General features: G+C 68.5%; 16 protein-coding genes. 2 read left to right on the top strand and 14 right to left on the bottom strand.

Going from position 1 to position 17467, the window contains the following annotated elements; genetic code table 11:
- Positions 1-53 precede the first annotated feature (53 nt).
- Entirely contained in the window at positions 54-1292 is a 1239-nt protein-coding gene (locus ACIBQ8_RS30140) for a GNAT family N-acetyltransferase (RefSeq protein ID WP_397193514.1), read from the bottom strand.
- Positions 1293-1576: 284 nt separating this feature from the next.
- On the opposite strand from ACIBQ8_RS30140, the gene ACIBQ8_RS30135 reads away from it, so the two are divergent.
- Complete coding sequence (locus ACIBQ8_RS30135; RefSeq protein WP_397193513.1) at positions 1577-3055, top strand: M23 family metallopeptidase; 1479 nt, start codon at positions 1577-1579, stop codon at positions 3053-3055.
- A 1518-nt stretch (positions 3056-4573) separates the two neighbouring features.
- Here ACIBQ8_RS30135 and ACIBQ8_RS30130 read toward each other — a convergent pair.
- The 13 genes from ACIBQ8_RS30130 to rpsP form a co-directional block, all read right to left on the bottom strand.
- The gene (locus tag ACIBQ8_RS30130; RefSeq protein ID WP_397193512.1) at positions 4574-5686 is read right to left on the bottom strand and encodes a tyrosine recombinase XerC; all 1113 of its coding nucleotides are present in this window, start codon (positions 5684-5686) and stop codon (positions 4574-4576) included.
- Between the two features lie 299 nt (positions 5687-5985).
- A complete protein-coding gene (dprA, locus tag ACIBQ8_RS30125) occupies positions 5986-7224 on the bottom strand; it encodes a DNA-processing protein DprA (RefSeq protein ID WP_397193511.1) in 1239 nt (412 codons plus the stop codon).
- Between the two features lie 106 nt (positions 7225-7330).
- On the bottom strand, positions 7331-8872 hold the full coding sequence (locus tag ACIBQ8_RS30120; RefSeq protein WP_397193510.1) for a YifB family Mg chelatase-like AAA ATPase: 1542 nt from the start codon (positions 8870-8872) through the stop codon (positions 7331-7333).
- On the bottom strand, positions 8873-9226 hold the full coding sequence (locus ACIBQ8_RS30115; protein WP_397193509.1) for a YraN family protein: 354 nt from the start codon (positions 9224-9226) through the stop codon (positions 8873-8875). It lies immediately after the preceding gene.
- Positions 9227-10564: 1338 nt separating this feature from the next.
- On the bottom strand, positions 10565-10888 hold the full coding sequence (locus ACIBQ8_RS30110) for a DUF2469 domain-containing protein (protein WP_026215037.1): 324 nt from the start codon (positions 10886-10888) through the stop codon (positions 10565-10567).
- 39 nt (positions 10889-10927) lie between these two features.
- Positions 10928-11596, bottom strand: coding sequence for a ribonuclease HII (locus ACIBQ8_RS30105; protein WP_397169442.1), 669 nt, complete (start codon positions 11594-11596; stop codon positions 10928-10930).
- A gap of 50 nt (positions 11597-11646) precedes the next feature.
- Entirely contained in the window at positions 11647-12243 is a 597-nt protein-coding gene (lepB, locus tag ACIBQ8_RS30100) for a signal peptidase I (protein WP_397169443.1), read from the bottom strand.
- A complete protein-coding gene (gene lepB, locus ACIBQ8_RS30095) occupies positions 12243-13100 on the bottom strand; it encodes a signal peptidase I (protein WP_358283749.1) in 858 nt (285 codons plus the stop codon). The genes lepB (ACIBQ8_RS30100) and lepB (ACIBQ8_RS30095) overlap by 1 nt, the downstream gene beginning before the upstream one ends.
- A 142-nt stretch (positions 13101-13242) precedes the next feature.
- Positions 13243-13605 (bottom strand): 50S ribosomal protein L19, encoded by a 363-nt coding sequence (rplS, locus tag ACIBQ8_RS30090; RefSeq protein WP_357707128.1) that lies wholly within the window; start codon positions 13603-13605, stop codon positions 13243-13245.
- Between the two features lie 137 nt (positions 13606-13742).
- On the bottom strand, positions 13743-14522 hold the full coding sequence (gene trmD, locus ACIBQ8_RS30085; protein ID WP_397169444.1) for a tRNA (guanosine(37)-N1)-methyltransferase TrmD: 780 nt from the start codon (positions 14520-14522) through the stop codon (positions 13743-13745).
- Positions 14522-15022 (bottom strand): ribosome maturation factor RimM, encoded by a 501-nt coding sequence (gene rimM / locus ACIBQ8_RS30080; RefSeq protein ID WP_397169446.1) that lies wholly within the window; start codon positions 15020-15022, stop codon positions 14522-14524. The genes trmD and rimM overlap by 1 nt, the downstream gene beginning before the upstream one ends.
- A gap of 74 nt (positions 15023-15096) precedes the next feature.
- Positions 15097-15342: an RNA-binding protein gene (locus ACIBQ8_RS30075; RefSeq protein ID WP_020546537.1), complete on the bottom strand. Its 246-nt coding sequence runs from the start codon at positions 15340-15342 to the stop codon at positions 15097-15099.
- A gap of 1 nt (position 15343) precedes the next feature.
- Positions 15344-15793, bottom strand: a complete 450-nt coding sequence (gene rpsP, locus ACIBQ8_RS30070; protein WP_397169448.1) for a 30S ribosomal protein S16 — start codon at positions 15791-15793, stop codon at positions 15344-15346.
- Between the two features lie 254 nt (positions 15794-16047).
- On the opposite strand from rpsP, the gene ACIBQ8_RS30065 reads away from it, so the two are divergent.
- On the top strand, positions 16048-17454 hold the full coding sequence (locus tag ACIBQ8_RS30065) for a hypothetical protein (RefSeq protein WP_397193508.1): 1407 nt from the start codon (positions 16048-16050) through the stop codon (positions 17452-17454).
- The last annotated feature ends 13 nt before the right edge of the window (positions 17455-17467 follow it).

Here is a 17467-nt window from a genome sequence, read left to right as displayed (position 1 = left end):
AGCAATCGGCCATATCGAGCTCCGCCGAACAGCGACCTGAAGCTGGAACGGGCCTAATACGGCAGGTAGTAGGTGAGCAGATCCGCCGTGAGCGGCGGGAAGAGCGCCTGGAACAGCTCTTCCTCTCCGGCGTAGACGTCGGGCCGGATGCGGGTCAGCCCCTCCATCCCGTGGGGGCCGAACAGCAGGGCAGGCAACTGGTCAGGCGCCACTCCGACGCCCTTCACGGATCCGGGTCCCTGCATCGGACCGCCTGTGACGACCTGGCCGAGGCCATCGGCGCCGACCGGGATCCGGTAATGGGCGCCGAACGTGGAGATGACGATGTCATCGCCGGTGCGGTCCGTCCCATCTGCAGTGAGGCGCTGCCAGAGCAGCGGCCGGAGGCGGTCGAGCAGCACCACAACGTCCGGAATGCGCACGTAGTACTGCTGCGCCCGCTTCCGCGGTTCGCCTTCGAGGAACTCCTGCCAGGCGGCGGCAGTCACGGATCCGGCCCGACGAACGACCTTCAGCTCACTTCCAGGGAACTGTGCGACGACGGCACTGAGCAGGTCGCAGGCCGCGCTCTCGTCGGCGGCGGCAGCCTCGGCCAGCAGCACCTCACCATCGTCGGGTGGCGTGGTGCGTCCGGTGGCGATGACGGCGCCGGCGTGCTCCAGAACCCAGGAGGTGCTCGCCTGATGGTCGAGCAGCCATCGCCAGCATGCCGCCGCATGCGGCATGGCCACGTCGAACCGGTCCTGAGCCATGTCCTGCAGAGCCGCCATGGCGGGGATGTCGGCGGGCCGCGCGGCGCGAAGTGCGGGCGTGCCCTCACCGGCCGGTGGCGTGTGCACGGTCAGCGCCGACGGTATGTCGATGGCGTACTCGTAGCCGAACAGCCGATAGAAGTACGGGATTCCGATCATCACCTGGACGACGTGCCCGCGGGCGGCGGAGCGGTCATGAGCCCATCGCATCAGCGCCCGTACGAGTCCGCGCCCTTCGTACTCGCGGTCGGTGGCGACCAGTTCGACCTGGCCGGCGGGTAGGCGGATGCTCCCGATGCGCACTTCTTCGTCAAGGAGCGTCGCGGTGGACACGACCCGCTCTCCATCCACGACCACGGCGCAGGCGGACCAGCCGGCCTCCGGGTCCGAGACGACCAGCCGGTGGTCGAGGGCGTCGGACGAGTCGCCACGTTCGGTGAGAAGCGCGCTGATCTGGTCCAGGTCAGCGGGCCGTGCCTGCCGCAGAACGAGACCCCCGGCCAGCGGGACGGGATCGGGGAAAACTGCGGTCGGGCTCACGGGTGGGAATCTCGCATCGCGCGCATGACCTCGTCCATTGCATTTCGCCGGGCGAGCGGACGGCAGAGCTGGGCTCATTGGATATCAGCGGGCGGGCGGCGGAACTCGGTCCACTGGATTTCACCGGGGGCCGGCGGAGCTCGGTCCACTGGATTTCACCGGACGGGCGGCGGCGGAACTCAGCACAGGACAGGTTGTCCACAGGAGGCTCCCCGCCGCTTACTCCATCCACAGAATCCCGCTCGCCTCGACCTCGGCAGGCCGCCCCCGGCGAAACTCCCGCCATGCCCCCTCATCCACGTCTTCCGTCCCTATCCACTTATCCACGCATGCCCTCCCTCTCCCCACGCCCGCGTCTCCGCGCGCTGTCACTTCGCCCACGCCTCCGCGCCCTGTCCCCTTGCTCAGCACCATCACCGCCGAGACCATGCGCGCAGAACATGGCTTGCCGCGCCGTGATCTCCCTCGTCGTGCTCGTGACAGCGATCATGCTCACGACCATCGCCACCCCCACTCCGCTGGCGAAGGCCGCCCCACCTGCCTGGCGATGGCCACTCGACGGTAGCCCCCGCATCCTGCGCCGCTTCGCCCCACCCCTGGCTCCTTGGCTGGCCGGACACCGCGGCGTAGACCTGGCCGCCTCCGCCGACACGCCTGTCCTGGCCGCAGGCTCTGGCACCGTCCGCTTCGCAGGCCCAGTAGGCGGAAGAGGAGTCGTCACCATCGACCACCCAGGCGGACTCCGAACGACGTACCTGCCGATCAGCCCATCGGTGAAGCAAGGTGAGCCGATCACGATGGGCAGCCGTCTGGGTGTCGTACAAGCTGCACACAGCCACTGCCAGGAGTCATGCCTGCACTGGGGCCTGCTCCAAAGCACCCGCTACCTCGACCCTCTCCTCCTCCTAGGCCACGCCCCCATCCGCCTCCTCCCCATCTGGCCTACAACGCCCCCGCCCCCAATTCCCCCACCCCTTGCCCATCCCTCCGAAGCTTCCGAACCCTCCGAAGCACCCCTTACCTATCTCTCCGAGCCTTCCGGAGCGCCCCTTGCCGTCCCCATCGAGCCCTCCGATGCTCCACTTGACGTCTCCTTCGCCCCCTCGCAAGGCCTTGCACCCGCCACCTGGCCCCCACCCGCCCTCCCCCTTCTCACCAGCCTGTCCGCCGCCTTCTACCGCCCGAACTCGTCCCCACGTCTGCTCCTGAACCCGCCGGCTCCGCTGGCACGAACCCTGCTCCCCAACGCCCCCACGCCTCCTCCGCCCCCACTTCGCGTCCCCCTCCCCCCGTCCCTGCTCACAGTCCTCGCGCACCGCGACTCCCCCTCGAACGCACAGGACGCGCTCCCATCCCCCTACTCCACAGTCCAGGAGGCACTTGCCCTCACCACAGAGCCGACCCCCGAGCCCCCGCCCATCACCCCTGCAGTCACCCCCTCACGCCCGGAGATACGTCCCAGCGACCTTCCCCTCCGCAACGCATCAGCCAGCACTTCCGAGCAGCGACCTGACCCAACTCGCGCCCCCACGAGGCCTTATGCAACCGTCCTTCGACTCCTGACACATGCGGCTTCACTGCCAGCAGCTCCAGCAATCGGACTGGGCGCCCTCCTCGGCACCGCACTCCTGATCACTGCCCTACGCCGCCGCCGACGCCCCCACAAGAAGCACCACGGCTTCAGAAGCGGCCAACACCGCAAACCCCCAACAGAAGGGGTCCACAGACGCCCACCCACCCCACCCTCACGACGCTCGTCCTAACCCCCTTGAAACCGCCCCGAAGCCTTACTCTTCAAGCCCTCCCTCAACCCCCGACCCTCGCCCCCGACCGAGAACCTCCAAGCGCACGACGAGAACCTCACAACGGCCGCCGCATCGATCACGAAGTTCCTTGAAGGCAGCCAAGATGCCCATTCACCGCCGGTAGATGGTCACGACCCGCAAGTCTCATCAAGAAACGCATGCGCCCTCGAACCCGGACCAAGCCCCAACTCATCCCAGCGCCTTGCTTCGCCCCGCGCCCCGCCGCGCCCCCGTCCACCACCTCTGTAGCCGCGCGCTCTCTGCCATCCGCTGTCCGCCCGCCAACCGGCGTTGCGCGCCCGACACCCGCACCGACGCCGACGCCGACGCCGACGCCGACCAAACGTCTCTGAACCCTCGCCCCTCGCACCTCTTGCTCCTTGGTGTCCTCACCATCGAGCCAGGCGCCGAATGCAGTGCACCAGGACCGCGCTGCCGATGCGGCCTACATCCACCGCACACGAAACCAGCGCCATGTGTGGTTGTGGTTGCCTGTAGCGGCACAGGCCACCCGCGCCATGTGAACGGCGACTACGCACCTCTTGGCCACCGTGGGTCAACACAGGCGCCGAATGGTCACCACTCCCTTGTATGCGAGACGCTTCTCTCCGCCGCAATGGGACGCTCGTCCAGCAAGGAACCGAACCAAGCGGGGACTCACTCGGGCGAGAGCTGCACCCGCGCCGGAGCCCACACCCCAGTGGGGCAGGGACTCACTCAAGCGGAGACTGGACCCGCGCCGAAGCCGGCACCCCTGGCAGGGCGGGAGGCTTCCAAGCAGAGGGTGGACCCGCGTAGATGCCCCCACCCCCACCCCCTGGCGGGACGGGGGCGGGCCCGGTGGGAGACCCTGCCCGCTACTACGCCCTCCAATGCTGGAGTGGCTTGGTCCTACGCCGTGCGCGCCGCTTTCGTGCGCACCCCTTCCTTCCCCGCTCCTCCTCGGAGGGGGCCGAGTACAGACGGGTCCTGCTGTTGGATGACGGCAGGTGATCTGGAGCGTCCAGCAAGCCAGCGCCAGCCAGGAAGGTCAGGTCTTCAACCAAGGCGCTGCACGTCACCCAGGTTCCCGTGCGCTCGCCTCCCGCGCGCGCTCCCATCCAGTAGAGCCATCGTCGGTTAGGCGGTCGCCGGTCTCTCGCTTCGTCGCACCGTGGATCCATCACGGCCGGCGCGGGAGGAACATGCTCTTCGCGTTCACTGCCCTCGCCCCTTCGCATGCCATGCGCAGCGACGCCACTGCCGTGTCGTCGTGCCTTCGGGTCTTCAGGCCGACACGGCTTCAGGTCTTGGGCCATTGGCGTCAGTTGGGGAACTGCGTAGCACGCTCGAACGCGTCGTGCTGCGTCGTCTGCGGGCGGGCTCGGCCGGGCCCAATGCCTACGTGGAGGCTTGGTTCGACGTCTTGTGCCCCTTGCGCTCAGCCGGGCGGCGAAGGGTTGGTGAGGGGAGGCGATGACGTGCTGGTGTCTGTGGTCAGGCGCGGGGGTGGGCTTGGCGGTATGCGGTGCGGAGGCGGTCGATCGAGACGTGGGTGTAGATCTGGGTTGTGTTGAGGGAGGCGTGACCAAGTAGTTCCTGGACGCTGCGCAGGTCGGCGCCCCCTTCAAGGAGGTGGGTTGCCGCGGTGTGCCGCAGTCCGTGTGGGCCCATGTCCGGGGCGCCCTCGGTCTGGGCCAGCCGCGCGTGCACCACTCGTCGTACGGTACCGGCGTCGATCCGGCCGCCGCGGACTCCGAGGAAGAGGGCCGGTCCGGAGCGTTCCCGAACCCAGATGGGACGCCCGTTGATGCACCACCGGTCCAGAGCTCGAAGCGCCGGCAGCCCGAACGGCACCGAACGCTCCTTGCGTCCCTTGCCCAGGACTCTGATGACATGCCGGTCCCGGTCCACGTCATCGACGTCTAGGGCGCAGAGCTCGCCCACGCGCACACCTGTGGCGTACAGGAGCTCCAGGAGTGCCTGGTCTCGAAGGTCCTTGGGATCGCCGGTGGACGGTGGCGCGCTCAGGACGGTCTGCGCCTGGTCCTGATCGAGCACGGCGGGCAAGGGACGGGGCGCCTTTGCGCTGCCCAGCAACAGGCCGGGATCGGCGGCGAGCCAACCCCGGCGGTGGCAGTACGCGGTGAAGGTCCGGACGCACGCCGTTCTGCGGGCCAGCGTGGCTCTTGCCTTGCCTGCGCTGTGCTGGTCGGCCAGCCAACCTCGCAACTCGCTGATGTCCAGGCCGTCGAGCCGTCCACGGAGGTGGTCGAGGAGGGCGGTGATGTCGGAGAGGTAGGCACGCACTGTATGTGGGGAAAGGTCTCGCTCGAACCGCAAATATCTCTCGAACTCGGCAAGCACTTCGTCGGCATTCAGGTCCCGATTCAAATCGCAGTTCGGCTCACGATTCGAATCGCAGTTCGGGTCACGATTTAGATCGGCGTTCGGGTCACGATTCAGGTCCGCATGCACGTGGGGGTTCAGGTGGGCGTTCACGTGGGGGTGCAGGTTTGCGTCCACGTCAGAGTTCAGGCCGGCGTCCACGTCGGGGGGCAGGTCATGATTCTGGTCGTGGTTCAGGCTGTCGTTGAGGTTGTTGTTCAAGGCTTCACCCACTGTCCGCACGAACATTTGCCACTTGTGTCACTACTGTGCCGCCCGGCGCCTCGGGCTCGCCATGGGAGCGGTGTGCAGGTCCATCGCCTGAGTGGACAGGCAAGGCACGCCGCGGCGCGGCGTGGACGCCGGCTGCGGCTTGGTTGTGCGTCGCATCGCCCACATGTCAGTCATTTTCGATCGCCCCCATGCCCCTTCCCTCACCATCTCACCTCACGAACTCGTCATCTGGGTCATGGTGGCGGTCACATCGGCGGTGCCGCATGCCCCTACGTCGCACGGGTTGGTCAGGTAGGGGTTGCTAGTTCTTCGGGGTGGGGTGGAGGTGGGGTGTCGTCTTCCGTAGGTGGCGGGAGGTCTGGGGCGGGGGCTTCGTTGACCGGGGGTGGGGTCAGGGCCATGGATTCGGGGGCTTTCGGGTAGCTGGATGCGGTTTTGCGGAGGCGCCAGCCGCCGCCTGTTCGTTCTATGTATCCCGCTGCGGCCAAACCACCCAGGGCGCTCAGTGTGATGTCCATGCTGACGCCTGCTGAGACCGCTATCGATGCCGGGCCGGCGCCGCCGCGGGTGGGGATGGCGTCCAGGACTCTCTTGGTGGATTCGCTCAGGCCGTCGCGGGGGACGACGGGGGTTCGGGTCTGCGGGGCCAGGTCGTCGCCCATGACGCCGACCAGTTCGATCATCTCCTCCGGAGTGGTGACACAGACGGCCTTGCGTTCGCGCAGGAGTTTGTGACAGCCGGCCGACAGCGCGGACGTGGTGGGCCCTGGCACCGCCCCCAGGTGCCGGTTGAGAGTGAGCGCGTGGCCGGCGGTGTTCAGGGCACCGCTGCGTAGGGCAGCCTCCACGACGACCGTACCTCTGGTCAGGGCGGCGATAAGGCGGTTCCTGATCAGGAAGCGGGCGCGGGTGGGGTGGACGCCGGGCGGGCATTCGCTCATCACGACGCCCTGTTCACGGGCCTGGGCGAAGAGCTCCTGGTGGCCGCTCGGGTAGCAGATGTCCACTCCACAGGCGAGCACGACCACCGTGGGTGAGCCGGCCAGCAGGGCGCCCTTGTGGGCCACGCCGTCCACGCCGTAGGCGCCACCGGAGACGACGGACCAGCCCGCTTCGCTGAGGCCGATGCCGAAGTTGGCGGCGATGTGCAGGCCGTACTGGGTGGCGGCTCGGGCTCCTACGACGGCCACGGACTGCAGGCAGGCGAAACGGAGGTCGGCCGTGCCGTGCAACCAGAGACCCAGGGGGCGACTCGGGCCGAGATGGTCCAGTTGCGTGGGCCATTCAGGGTCACCGGGGACGATCAGCCTGGCTCCGTGCTTCTCGCCGGCCTCCAGATCGGCGGCGGGTTTCGACGCCGCCAGCCGGAGGAACCAGGCGTTCAGCCGCCCCGACAGGTCACACGGACGTTCCTGCCGCGACTCCTGGGCGGTGAAGGCCAGTGGAAGTGCACGCTCGCGGATCGCCTCCACCGCTCCGGAGGCACCGAGGTGCGCCACCAGACGGCCCATGGCCGTGTCGCCCACGTCGGCGGCTCGCATGAGGGCCGCACGGGCCTCGTGCTCTGGGCTAATCACAGGGGCCTCCTGGTGATCTTCATGGGTGGGGTGGTGTGCAGGCGGACGGCCCGGGTCACGGTCGTACTCCGAGCCAGAAGCCGAGGGCTGCGGTGGTCTCGTTCTCTTCCGGGCGGTCTTTGCCGGCGAGGTCGGCGAGAGTCCAGGCAACGCGCAGTGTGCGGTCGAGGCCGCGGGCGGTGAGGGAGCCAGAATCGAGGCAGGAGGTCATGGGCTTCATCGCCGCATCGGACGGACGGAAATCGGAGTGGAGGACGGATGCGGGGATCTCGGCGTTCGTCCGCCAGGGGGTGTGGGCCAGGCGTTTGACGGCGCGCTCGCGGGCCAGCAGGACGCGTTCGGCCACTGTTTCGCTGGATTCGACGAAGTGGCGGTCGGCCAGGAGCTCGCGTCTGGACGAACGGGCGACCGTGACCTTCATGTCGATGCGGTCGAGGAGGGGACCGGACAGCCGGCCCAGGTATCGGCGTCTTGTGGTGGGCGAGCAGCGGCAGGCCGCGCCGGCCTGGTCGTCGGCCTGGGCGCAGGGGCACGGGTTGGCGGCCAGCACCAGCATGAACCGGGCGGGGAACGTGACCGAGGCCGCGGATCTGGACACCGTGACGCGCCCAGACTCCAGCGGTTGCCGCAGCGAGTCGAGGACGTGACGGGGGAACTCGGGGGCCTCGTCCATGAACAGCAAACCCCTGTGCGCGAGGGAGACCGCTCCGGGACGGACGACCGTGCTGCCACCGCCGATGATGGCGGCCGCCGTCGCCGTGTGGTGGGGGCTGACGAACGGCGGACGGTTGATCATGGGACTGTCGGGCGGCAGCAACCCCGCGACGGAGTGGATGGCCGTGACCTCCAGGGCGTGGTCGAGCTCCAGGTCCGGCAGGAGGGTGGGAAGGCGTTCGGCCAGCAGGGTCTTGCCGGTGCCGGGCGGGCCCACCATCCACAGGTTGTGGCCGCCTGCGGCGCACACCTCCAAGGCTCGGCGGGCGACGGGCTGGCCGACGACGTCCGCCAGGTCGACGTCGGGTTGGGGAACGGGCTTGGGCGTGTCGACACGGTTATCGGCCTCGGGTTCGGGCGGCTTGTCGCCTTTGCGTAGCCACTCGACCAGCTGACGCAGGTGAGCCACCGGGACCACGTTCACGTCGGGGACCAGGCCGGCTTCTCCCGAGTTCTCCGACGGGACGATGATCGTGGCGTCTTCGTGCGCCGCCGCGGCGCCGAGGATGGACGGGAGCACTCCGCGCACGGGCCTGATTCGGCCGTCGAGGCCCAGCTCACCCAGGAAGAAGGGCTCGGCGATGCGTTCCGCCGGGACGACTCCTGCGGCTCCCAGGATCGCCATGGCGATGGCGAGGTCGAACTGGGATCCGCGCTTGGGGAGGCTGGCGGGGAAGAGACTGACGGTGATGCGGGCGTCCGGCCATGGGTAGCTGCTGTTGACCACGGCGGATCGCACCCGGTCGCGGGCCTCGCTGAGCGCCGTGTCGGGCAGGCCGATGAGGTGGATGCCGGCCAGGCCGTTGCCCACGTCGGCCTCGACCTCGACGCTGCGGCCGCTCACACCGACCAGCGCGACGCTGCGGGTCCGGGCCACTGCCATCTAGATCGCCCCCCGTATGTGGCGCAGGGCGAAGCTGCCCGCGAAGCGCTCAAGGGCGATCACGTCTATGCGCACGGCTTCGAAGGAACGGGACTGCGCCGACAGCCATTTGGCGGCCAGCATGCGGAGCCGGGCCAGCTTGGTGGGGTTCACGGATTCCAAGGCTGTGCCGTGGGATCTGCTGGATCTGGTCTTGACCTCGACGACCACCAGGACCTGACCGTCCAGGGCGATGATGTCGATCTCGCCGCGACGGCAGCGCCAGTTGCGTTCGAGGATCGTCATCCCCTTGGCTTCGAGGTAGATCGCGGCCAGGTGCTCGCCTTCTTTGCCGAGCTCGTCTTTCGGGGCCATGAGGGGCGTCCCTTCGTCCGTCGTCGGTGTTGTGTTCGGTCACCGACCTTGGCGGATGGAGGGGAGGTCAGACGGAGGCGAACGGGATTCTGGGGATGGCCGGACGAGCTGGACCGTGGCTTGTGGATAACTTCATGCAACCGAGGCTCGTTGCCGGGTCATCGAAGGGGGCGGTATCCGTGCGTCCCATGCCGGGATACCGGGATGACGAGCGGGACGGGACAGGACGTTTTTGTGAGCAGGCGCGATGTGCGGTGTGACCGTCCTGCCGGGGACGGCTCACCGTGGCACGACAGGCGACCACTGCACAGCGCAGGAGGCGGAGGCGCAGCATGAGCCTCACGGTCCCTGCACCCCCGACGCCACTCTGCCCGCCTGCGGCCTCCATGGTCCTGAAGCGATGCGGTGGCTGGCGGCGACTGTGTTGGTAGGACGCGGAACCTATCCCGCGAGGCGGCACGTGACGGGCAGCACGGAGGAGGCGGATAGGCCTGCGGAAGGGGGCGGGTGGGCACGTGCGAGGAGGCGACCGAGGCGGGTGGGCGCGTGCGGGGAGGTGGGTGGGTACTGAAATGGCCGGGGGACGTGCGGAAAGGCGGGGGGGCACTAAGGAGGGGGTGGGCACTGAGGAGGGGGTGGGCACTGAGGAGGGGGTGGCACATGGCAGAGAGCGCGAGTAGCGCGTGGCAGGAGAAGGGCAGATGCTTGGCGCCGTGGGCCAGTCGAAGCGCATCTTGAGCCGGCTGCCAACGCTCATCGCGGACCTGGCGTCGCTACCCAGAGCTGGCTAATGATTCCGCATGCCCGGCGGCCCTCACCCTGCGCTCGACGACGGCCCACCGCAAGCCGAATGGCGCCCAGCACGCGCTGACGGCGCCCAGCGTGCGCCGGCAGCACCCAGCGTGTGCCAGCAGAGCCCGGCGTCTACCAGCAGGGCCCAGCGTCTGCCGGCAGAGCCCAATGCGTACCGGAAAGCCCAGCATGTGCCAACAGGGCCCAGCGTGCATCGGCAGGGCCCAGCATGTGTCCAGTGGGCCCGACTGTGCCGTCACCGCACCAGCAGACAGCAGGCCGGGCCCCAGCGTGCAGGAGGCGGTATTCAGAACCTGCAGGTAGGCCTCATCCACGGCATCGGGCCGATGAGGTCAGCGTTGGCCAACCAGCCCCAAGACGTCCTGGGACCGGAAGCTGCTCGAAGCGACGGTGTGGCCGCGTGCGGCGTCACGCGCAACACCGGAACCCTGGAACTCCAGATGCGAACACAAGCACAACGCCCGGACACGCCGCCACCGGACGCACCACCACCACACCCGCCGCCTCGACGGCGCCCCCTTCGCCCTACCCCGAGAACCCTTCCTTGGGCATCTCCAGGTCGGCCTTGGCCAGCTCTTCCACGTTCACATCCTTGAACGTGACCACCCGTACGTTCTTCACGAACCGCGCCGGCCGGTACATGTCCCAGACCCAGGCGTCCTGCATCTTCACATCGAAGAAGACGTCGCCGTTCTCCGCCGTACGGACGTCGAGATCGACCGAGTTGGTCAGATAGAACCGACGCTCAGTCTCCACGACGTATGTGAACAAACCGACGACATCACGGTATTCGCGGTAAAGCTGCAGCTCCATCTCGGTTTCGTATTTTTCGAGATCCTCTGCGCTCATCGCGGTCCTCCTGTCGTACCGGTCCCCCGGTTCGCCTGCTCAGGCAACCCCGGCCCCCATCTCATTTTCACCCATCCCCCTGGCCACCGTGACGAAGGAGTAACGGTGTTCGGGGCACGGGCCATGTCTCTCCAGTGCCAAACGGTGTCCTGGCGTGACATACCCCTTGTGCTCGGCAAAACCGTACTGAGGGAACCTTCGATCCAGCTCGACCATCAGGCGGTCCCTCGTCACCTTGGCCACGATCGACGCGGCCGCCACGCAGGCGGCCACCTGATCCCCCTTCCACACCGCCAGGGACGGCGCGGGCATGCCGGGCACCGGGAAGCCGTCCGTGAGGATGTACTCCGGATCACATGGCAACTGCGCCACAGCCCGCCGCATTCCGGAGATGTTGCTCCTGTGCAGCCCCCGGGCGTCGATCTCGGCGGCCGGGATCACCACGACGCCCACGTGGGCGGTGGCGACGACGCGGTCGTACAGGCGCTCGCGCACCGGCGGGGACAGCATCTTGGAGTCACCGAGACCGTCGATCTCCCTGCGCAGGACGACGGCCGCGACGACCAGCGGCCCGGCGCAGGCGCCGCGGCCCGCCTCGTCGACGCCCGCGATCGGGGTCAGCCCACGGCGGGCCAGCGCCCGCTCGTAGGCGTAGAGTCCGGAATCGCGCCGGACGACGCTCGGTCGAGGGCGGAACGCAACTGTCATGACACTCGAAGCGTACGCCCCATTCGCCGCAAACCGCGACCGAAAGCCCCTTACTTGACCTTGTCGAAAGTGTCGGGCGTGGAGAACAGGTAGCCGCGCGACAGCGGCCAGTAGCGGACGACCGCCTTGCCGATCACGTCGTCGACGGAGATGAAGCCGCCGCCGGGCTCGTCCATGTGGGCCCGCGAGTCCGCCGAGGCGGTGCGGTGGTCGCCCATCAGCCACAGTTTGCCGGCCGGGACGGTGACGCTGAACTTGTCGCCGCCGCCGAAGTCGCCGGGGTAGAGGTAGGACTCCTCGTCGAGCGGCGTGCCGTTGACGCTGATGCGGTGCTTGGAGTCGCAGCACACCACCTTGTCGCCGCCGACGCCGATGACCCGCTTGATGGTGTCCTCGCCGGTGCGCCAGCCCTTGAAGACCACGATGTCGCCGCGCTCGGGATCGCCGGCCAGCTTGTTGACAAAGACCCGGTCGTTGATGAGCAGGGTGTTCTCCATCGACTCCGACGGGATGTAGAACGACCCGATCACGAACGCCTGGAGCAACAACGCGATGCCCACGCCGAGCACCAGCAGCAGGACGGTCTCCCGGAAGCCGCCCTTTTTCTTCTCTTTGGCCACGCCCTCCGCCTTCTTGGTGACGGCCATCAGCGCTTCCTCCCCAACCGGCGCCGACGAACCAGGACCAAGGGTACGGCCAGCCCGAACCCGGCCACCAGCGGTACGGCCCCTCCGAGTGCTTGGAGCGCGGGCTGCGCGAAGGTGTCAGGTATGGACAACACGCCCGCCCGGTTGAACGGCCAGACGATCACGAAGGCCCGGCCGATGACCTGACCTTCGGGGATCGAGCCGCCGCCCTGGTCGCCGGTGTGCGAGCGGGAGTCGAGCGAGACGGAACGGTGGTCGCCCATCACCCACAGCCGCCCGGGCGGCACGGTGATGTCGAAGAACCGGTCGGACGGCACGTTGCCCGGATAGAGGTAGCTCTCCTCGTCGATGGCCGTGCCGTTGACCGTGATGCGGCCCTTGGAGTCGCAGCACTTGACGTGGTCGCCGCCCACGCCGATGACCCGCTTGATGTAGTCCTTCTCGCCGGGGACGACGCCGAAGGCCGTGCCGACCCAGCGGAAGAAGCCCGCGATCGGGTTGGACGGCTCCTCGACCTCGAACTCGCCGTCCCAGGAGTCGACGCCGGAGAAGACGACCACGTCGCCGCGCTCGATGTCACGGGTGTGGTAGACGAGCTTGTTGACCAGGACCCTGTCGTTCTTGAGCAGGGTGTTCTCCATGGACTCCGACGGAATGTAGAAGGCCTGGATCACGAACGTCTTGATGATCAGGGCCAGCACGAGGGCCACAACGACAAGTACGGGGAGTTCTTTCCAGAACGACCCCTTCTTCTCCTTGTCGCCCTTTGCCGGCTTCTGAGTCTCTTCGGCGACCACGTCCACCTCGTCCTCGACAGGGCGGCGCGAGGCGCCGTACTCCTGGTCTTCGCTTGTCATCGCTGACGAGCCTAGATGATGGAACGGCTCGACAAGCCTCGACCGACGTTACACCCACGCACGAGTCGCTCCACATAAAGGAAATGGCCCCGCAAAGCCGAAAGGCCCGTGCGGTGCACGGGCCTTTCGGAAAAGATTGGGGTTACTTCGCGGGCGTCGCCTCGCGCTTCTCGCGGATGCGGGCGGCCTTGCCGCGCAGGTCGCGCATGTAGTAGAGCTTGGCGCGACGCACGTCACCGCGGGTCACGAGCACGATCTTCTCGATGACCGGGCTGTGCACCGGGAAGGTGCGCTCGACGCCGACGCCGTAGCTGACCTTGCGGACCGTGAAGGTCTCGCGGGCGCCGCTGCCCTGCCGGCGCAGGACGAAGCCCTTGAAGACCTGGATACGGGAGCGGTTGCCTTCGACCACTCGTACGTGGACCTCGAGCGTGTCACCGGGGCGGAACGCCGGGACGTCGCTGCGAAGGGTCGCCTTCTCGAGCTCCTGGATCTTCGTGTGCATGAGAGCTGTCCTCAAGTCCTCGCGAGCACGCGGAGGTCCACCCGGCCGGAGCTCGCGGCGGACACGCTTGCTGATTTGATGAACCCGGGACCGTTACCCGGGCATGACGGACCAACCGTGTGATGGTCGGCAGCGATTCAGTTTGCCACATCTTCCGGCCGGACGCGAAACGAGAGCTCGTCGAGCAGCTTCTTGTCATGCTTGTCGAGCGTCTCGGGATCGAGCGCCGCGGCCAGTTCCGGCCGGTTCCGCACCGTACGCCGGAGCGCCTCGTCCCGTCGCCATCGGGCGACTTTTCCGTGATGTCCGGACAGCAGCACCGCAGGCACCTCGTGGCCGCGCCAGACCGGCGGCTTGGTGTAGACCGGGCCTTCCACCAGGTTCTGCATCGAACCCGGCGCGAAGGAGTCGTCGACAGCCGACTGTGCGTTGCCCAGCACGCCGGGCAGCAGCCTGCCGACGGCCTCGACCATCACCAGCACCGCGACCTCGCCGCCGGCCAGCACGTAGTCGCCGATGCTGACCTCGTCGACCCGCAGCCGGGCGCCGTACTCGGCCATGACGCGCGAGTCGATGCCCTCGTAACGCCCGCAGGCGAACAGCAGCCACGGCTCGGCGGCCAGCTCCTGGGCCATCTCCTGGGTGAACGGCCGCCCGCTCGGCGTCGGCACGATCACCCGCGGCGCGCCGTCGCCGATCACCGAGTCGATGGCCTCGCCCCAGACCTCGGGCTTCATCACCATGCCGGGACCGCCGCCGTACGGCGTGTCGTCGACCGTCCTGTGCACGTCGTGCGCCCAGTCGCGGAGCTGGTGGACGCGCACGTCGAGGGTGCCGCGCTCGCGCGCCTTGCCGATCAGCGAGACGTCGAGCGGGGCGAAGTACTCGGGGAAGATGGAGATGATGTCGAGGCGCATCACAGCAGGCCCTCTGGCGGGTCGACGACCAGGCGCCCGCCCGTCAGATCGACCTCGGGCACCAGGGCCTTCACGAACGGGATGAGCGCGTCGTCCTGCCCGCGCCGGCGTACGACCAGCAGGTCCTGGCCGTGGTGCAGCACGTCGGTGACCTCGCCGACGGGCTCGCCCGACACGGTCTCCACCGCCAGCCCGACGAGCTGGTGGTCGTGGAACTCGTCCGGGTCGTCCGACGACTCCACGTCGGCGGAGTCGATGACCAGCATGGTGCCCCGGAGCTCCTCGGCCGCGTCACGGCCGTGAACCCCCTCGAACGCGATCAGCAGCACGCCCTTGTGCCAGCGGCGATGCTCGACCACGAGCGGCCCGGCGCTCGCCGGGTCGGTCGCGACGGCCACGCCCTCGGCGAAGCGCAGCTCGGGATCGTCGGTGCGCACCTCCACGGTCACCTCACCGCGTACCCCGTGCGGACGGCCTATCCGGCCGACGACCAGCTGCACGTGAACCCACCTTCTCCTAACGCAAGCGCCCCCATCGGCCCTTTCGGGACCGATGAGGGCGCGAATTCCTGACGCTAACGGACTGCTTCGTCCAGGTCGAGCAGATCGACCCGTACGTACTTCCCGTCGGCCAGGGCGTTCACAACGGTGCGCAGCGCCTTGGCGGTGCGCCCGCCGCGTCCGATGACCTTGCCCAGGTCCTCGGGGTGCACCCGGACCTCCAGGACGCGCCCGCTGCGAATGCGGCGAGCGCGGACCCGGACATCGTCGGGATGTTCGACGATGCCCTTAACGAGGTGCTCGAGAGCCTCCTCGAGCACGTCAGCCCTCGCCCTCGGTCGGGGTCTCGGCGGCGGGGGCGGCCTCAGCCTCTTCCTTCTTCTTGGCACGCTTGGGCGCCGTGGTGGCGGCCGTGCCGGTGTCGCCACCGGACAGCGCCTCCTTGGCCGCGGCCTCGTAGAGGGCGTGGCGGTCGGGCGCGGGCTCGGCGACCTTCATCGGCGCCGGGGCGGCCTCGCCCTTGAACTTCTGCCAGTCACCGGTGAGCTTGAGCAGCTTGAGCACCGGCTCGGTCGGCTGCGCGCCGACACCCAGCCAGTAGGCCGCACGCTCGGCGTTGACCTCGATGCGCGAAGGGTTTTCCTTCGGGTGGTACAGGCCGATCTCCTCGATCGCCCGGCCGTCACGCTTGGTGCGGCTGTCGGCGACGACGATTCGGTACTGAGCGTTGCGGATCATGCCGAGCCGCTTGAGCTTGATCTTGACTGCCACTGGTGTGGTCTCTCCTGCATTCGAGCGTGGGTGAACGGCACCTCATCGAGTGGGGCACGATGAGACGACGCTCCAGGGACAGGCGTGGCCGGCAGGAGATGAGAGGGCACCCACCTGGTCACGATGTTCCAACATGTCATTCTGCCAGACCGCGGACAGTGCCTTCGACCTGTCCCGGCAGGCCCCGGCAAAGGCTCGGCAAGGGCCGCGTGTCACCTCGTCCGGGTTGATCAACTTCCCTGCGGAATGGGTGGGTGACCACCACGATCAATCCGCTGTTCACGCGCGCGCGGCTGCTCACCGCCGGCGCGTCCGTCCTGCTCACCGGCGCCTTGTTCGGGCTTACGGCCACCGCCGCGGCGGGCGAGTTCGCCAATGCCAACGGTATCGGCCTGACCGTCACCGAGATCCCGGAACTGGGCCAGCCGGGCTTCTCCGGCACCTGGGGCACGGCGTCCGTCGGGCCTGAGCCCGGCACCGACACCGGCGACTGGAGCGACCCCGACGGGGTCACCGACTTCGTCAGCCTGGCCAACGAACAGCTCCAGGCCAGCGGCCTCGACGCGCCGGACGTCTGGGAGGCCAGCGCCCAACTGGTCGTCAACACCCTTCAGCTCAACCCGGACGCGTCCGAGCCGCTGCTGGTCACGGGCAACGTGGAGACGCACGCGCGGTGCACGCCGCCGGCTCCGGCGATGGCGTCCGTACAGGCGGCGCCGGGGACCATCACGGTGCTCGGCGTGCCCGTGGAGCAGGGGACCACGGAGGTGCCCGCGACGGGCGCGCAGCTCGGGTACCCCGGCGTGGCCTCCGGCACGCTGACGGTGGTCAGGACCGACAACGCCACGACGAACGACGCGACCTCCGCCGAGGCGGACATGACGATCACCATCTCGGGCCGCCTGCTGGACGAAGACGGCGGCGTCGTCTACGAAGGGCCGCTCACGACGGTCATCATCGGCCGGGTGGAGGTCAACTGCGTCCCCAACCAGCCCACCCCGACACCCACGATCACCCCCACAGTGACCCCGACCCCCACACCCACCATCACCCCTACGCCCACCGTGACGCCCACCCCGACAGTGACCCCCACGGTCACACCGACCCCCACGGTCACACCTACGCCCACGGTCACGCCGACGCCGACCGTGACGCCTACACCCACGGTCACGCCGACGCCGAACCCGACTCCGACTCCGACTCCGACTCCGACCGTGACACCGACGCCGATCGTGACCCCGACGCCCACGATCACGCCCACGCCGACCGTGACACCCACCCCCACGGTCACGCCGACACCCACCGTGACACCGACACCGAACCCGACGCCCACCCCGACTCCGACGCCCACGCCCACGCCGAGCCCAACGCCCACGCATGACTGCACTCACAAGCCGCACAAGACTCACAAACCGCACGAGAAGAGCTACTGGCCGCCTTGTGAGTGGCCGCACAACCCGCATGAGCCGCACCACCACGGCGGCCCCAGCGGTCATCAATGGCCCGGCGACCACGGCGGCGAGTTCGGCCCGGCGCACGAAGACGCCTGGGTGACCCAGAGGTCGCCGCTCACCGGCCTGCCGATGTGGATGCCCGTAACGGCCGCCTCAGGATGGCTCCTCATGGACCCCGCTCTGCAGTGGATGCTCCTCTGCCGTTAGAGCAGGCCGAACG

This window comes from Nonomuraea sp. NPDC049646 (assembly GCF_044465525.1).
In the GTDB taxonomy this organism is placed as follows: Bacteria; Actinomycetota; Actinomycetes; order Streptosporangiales; family Streptosporangiaceae; genus Nonomuraea.
This window is presented reverse-complemented; position numbering and strand designations above follow the sequence as displayed.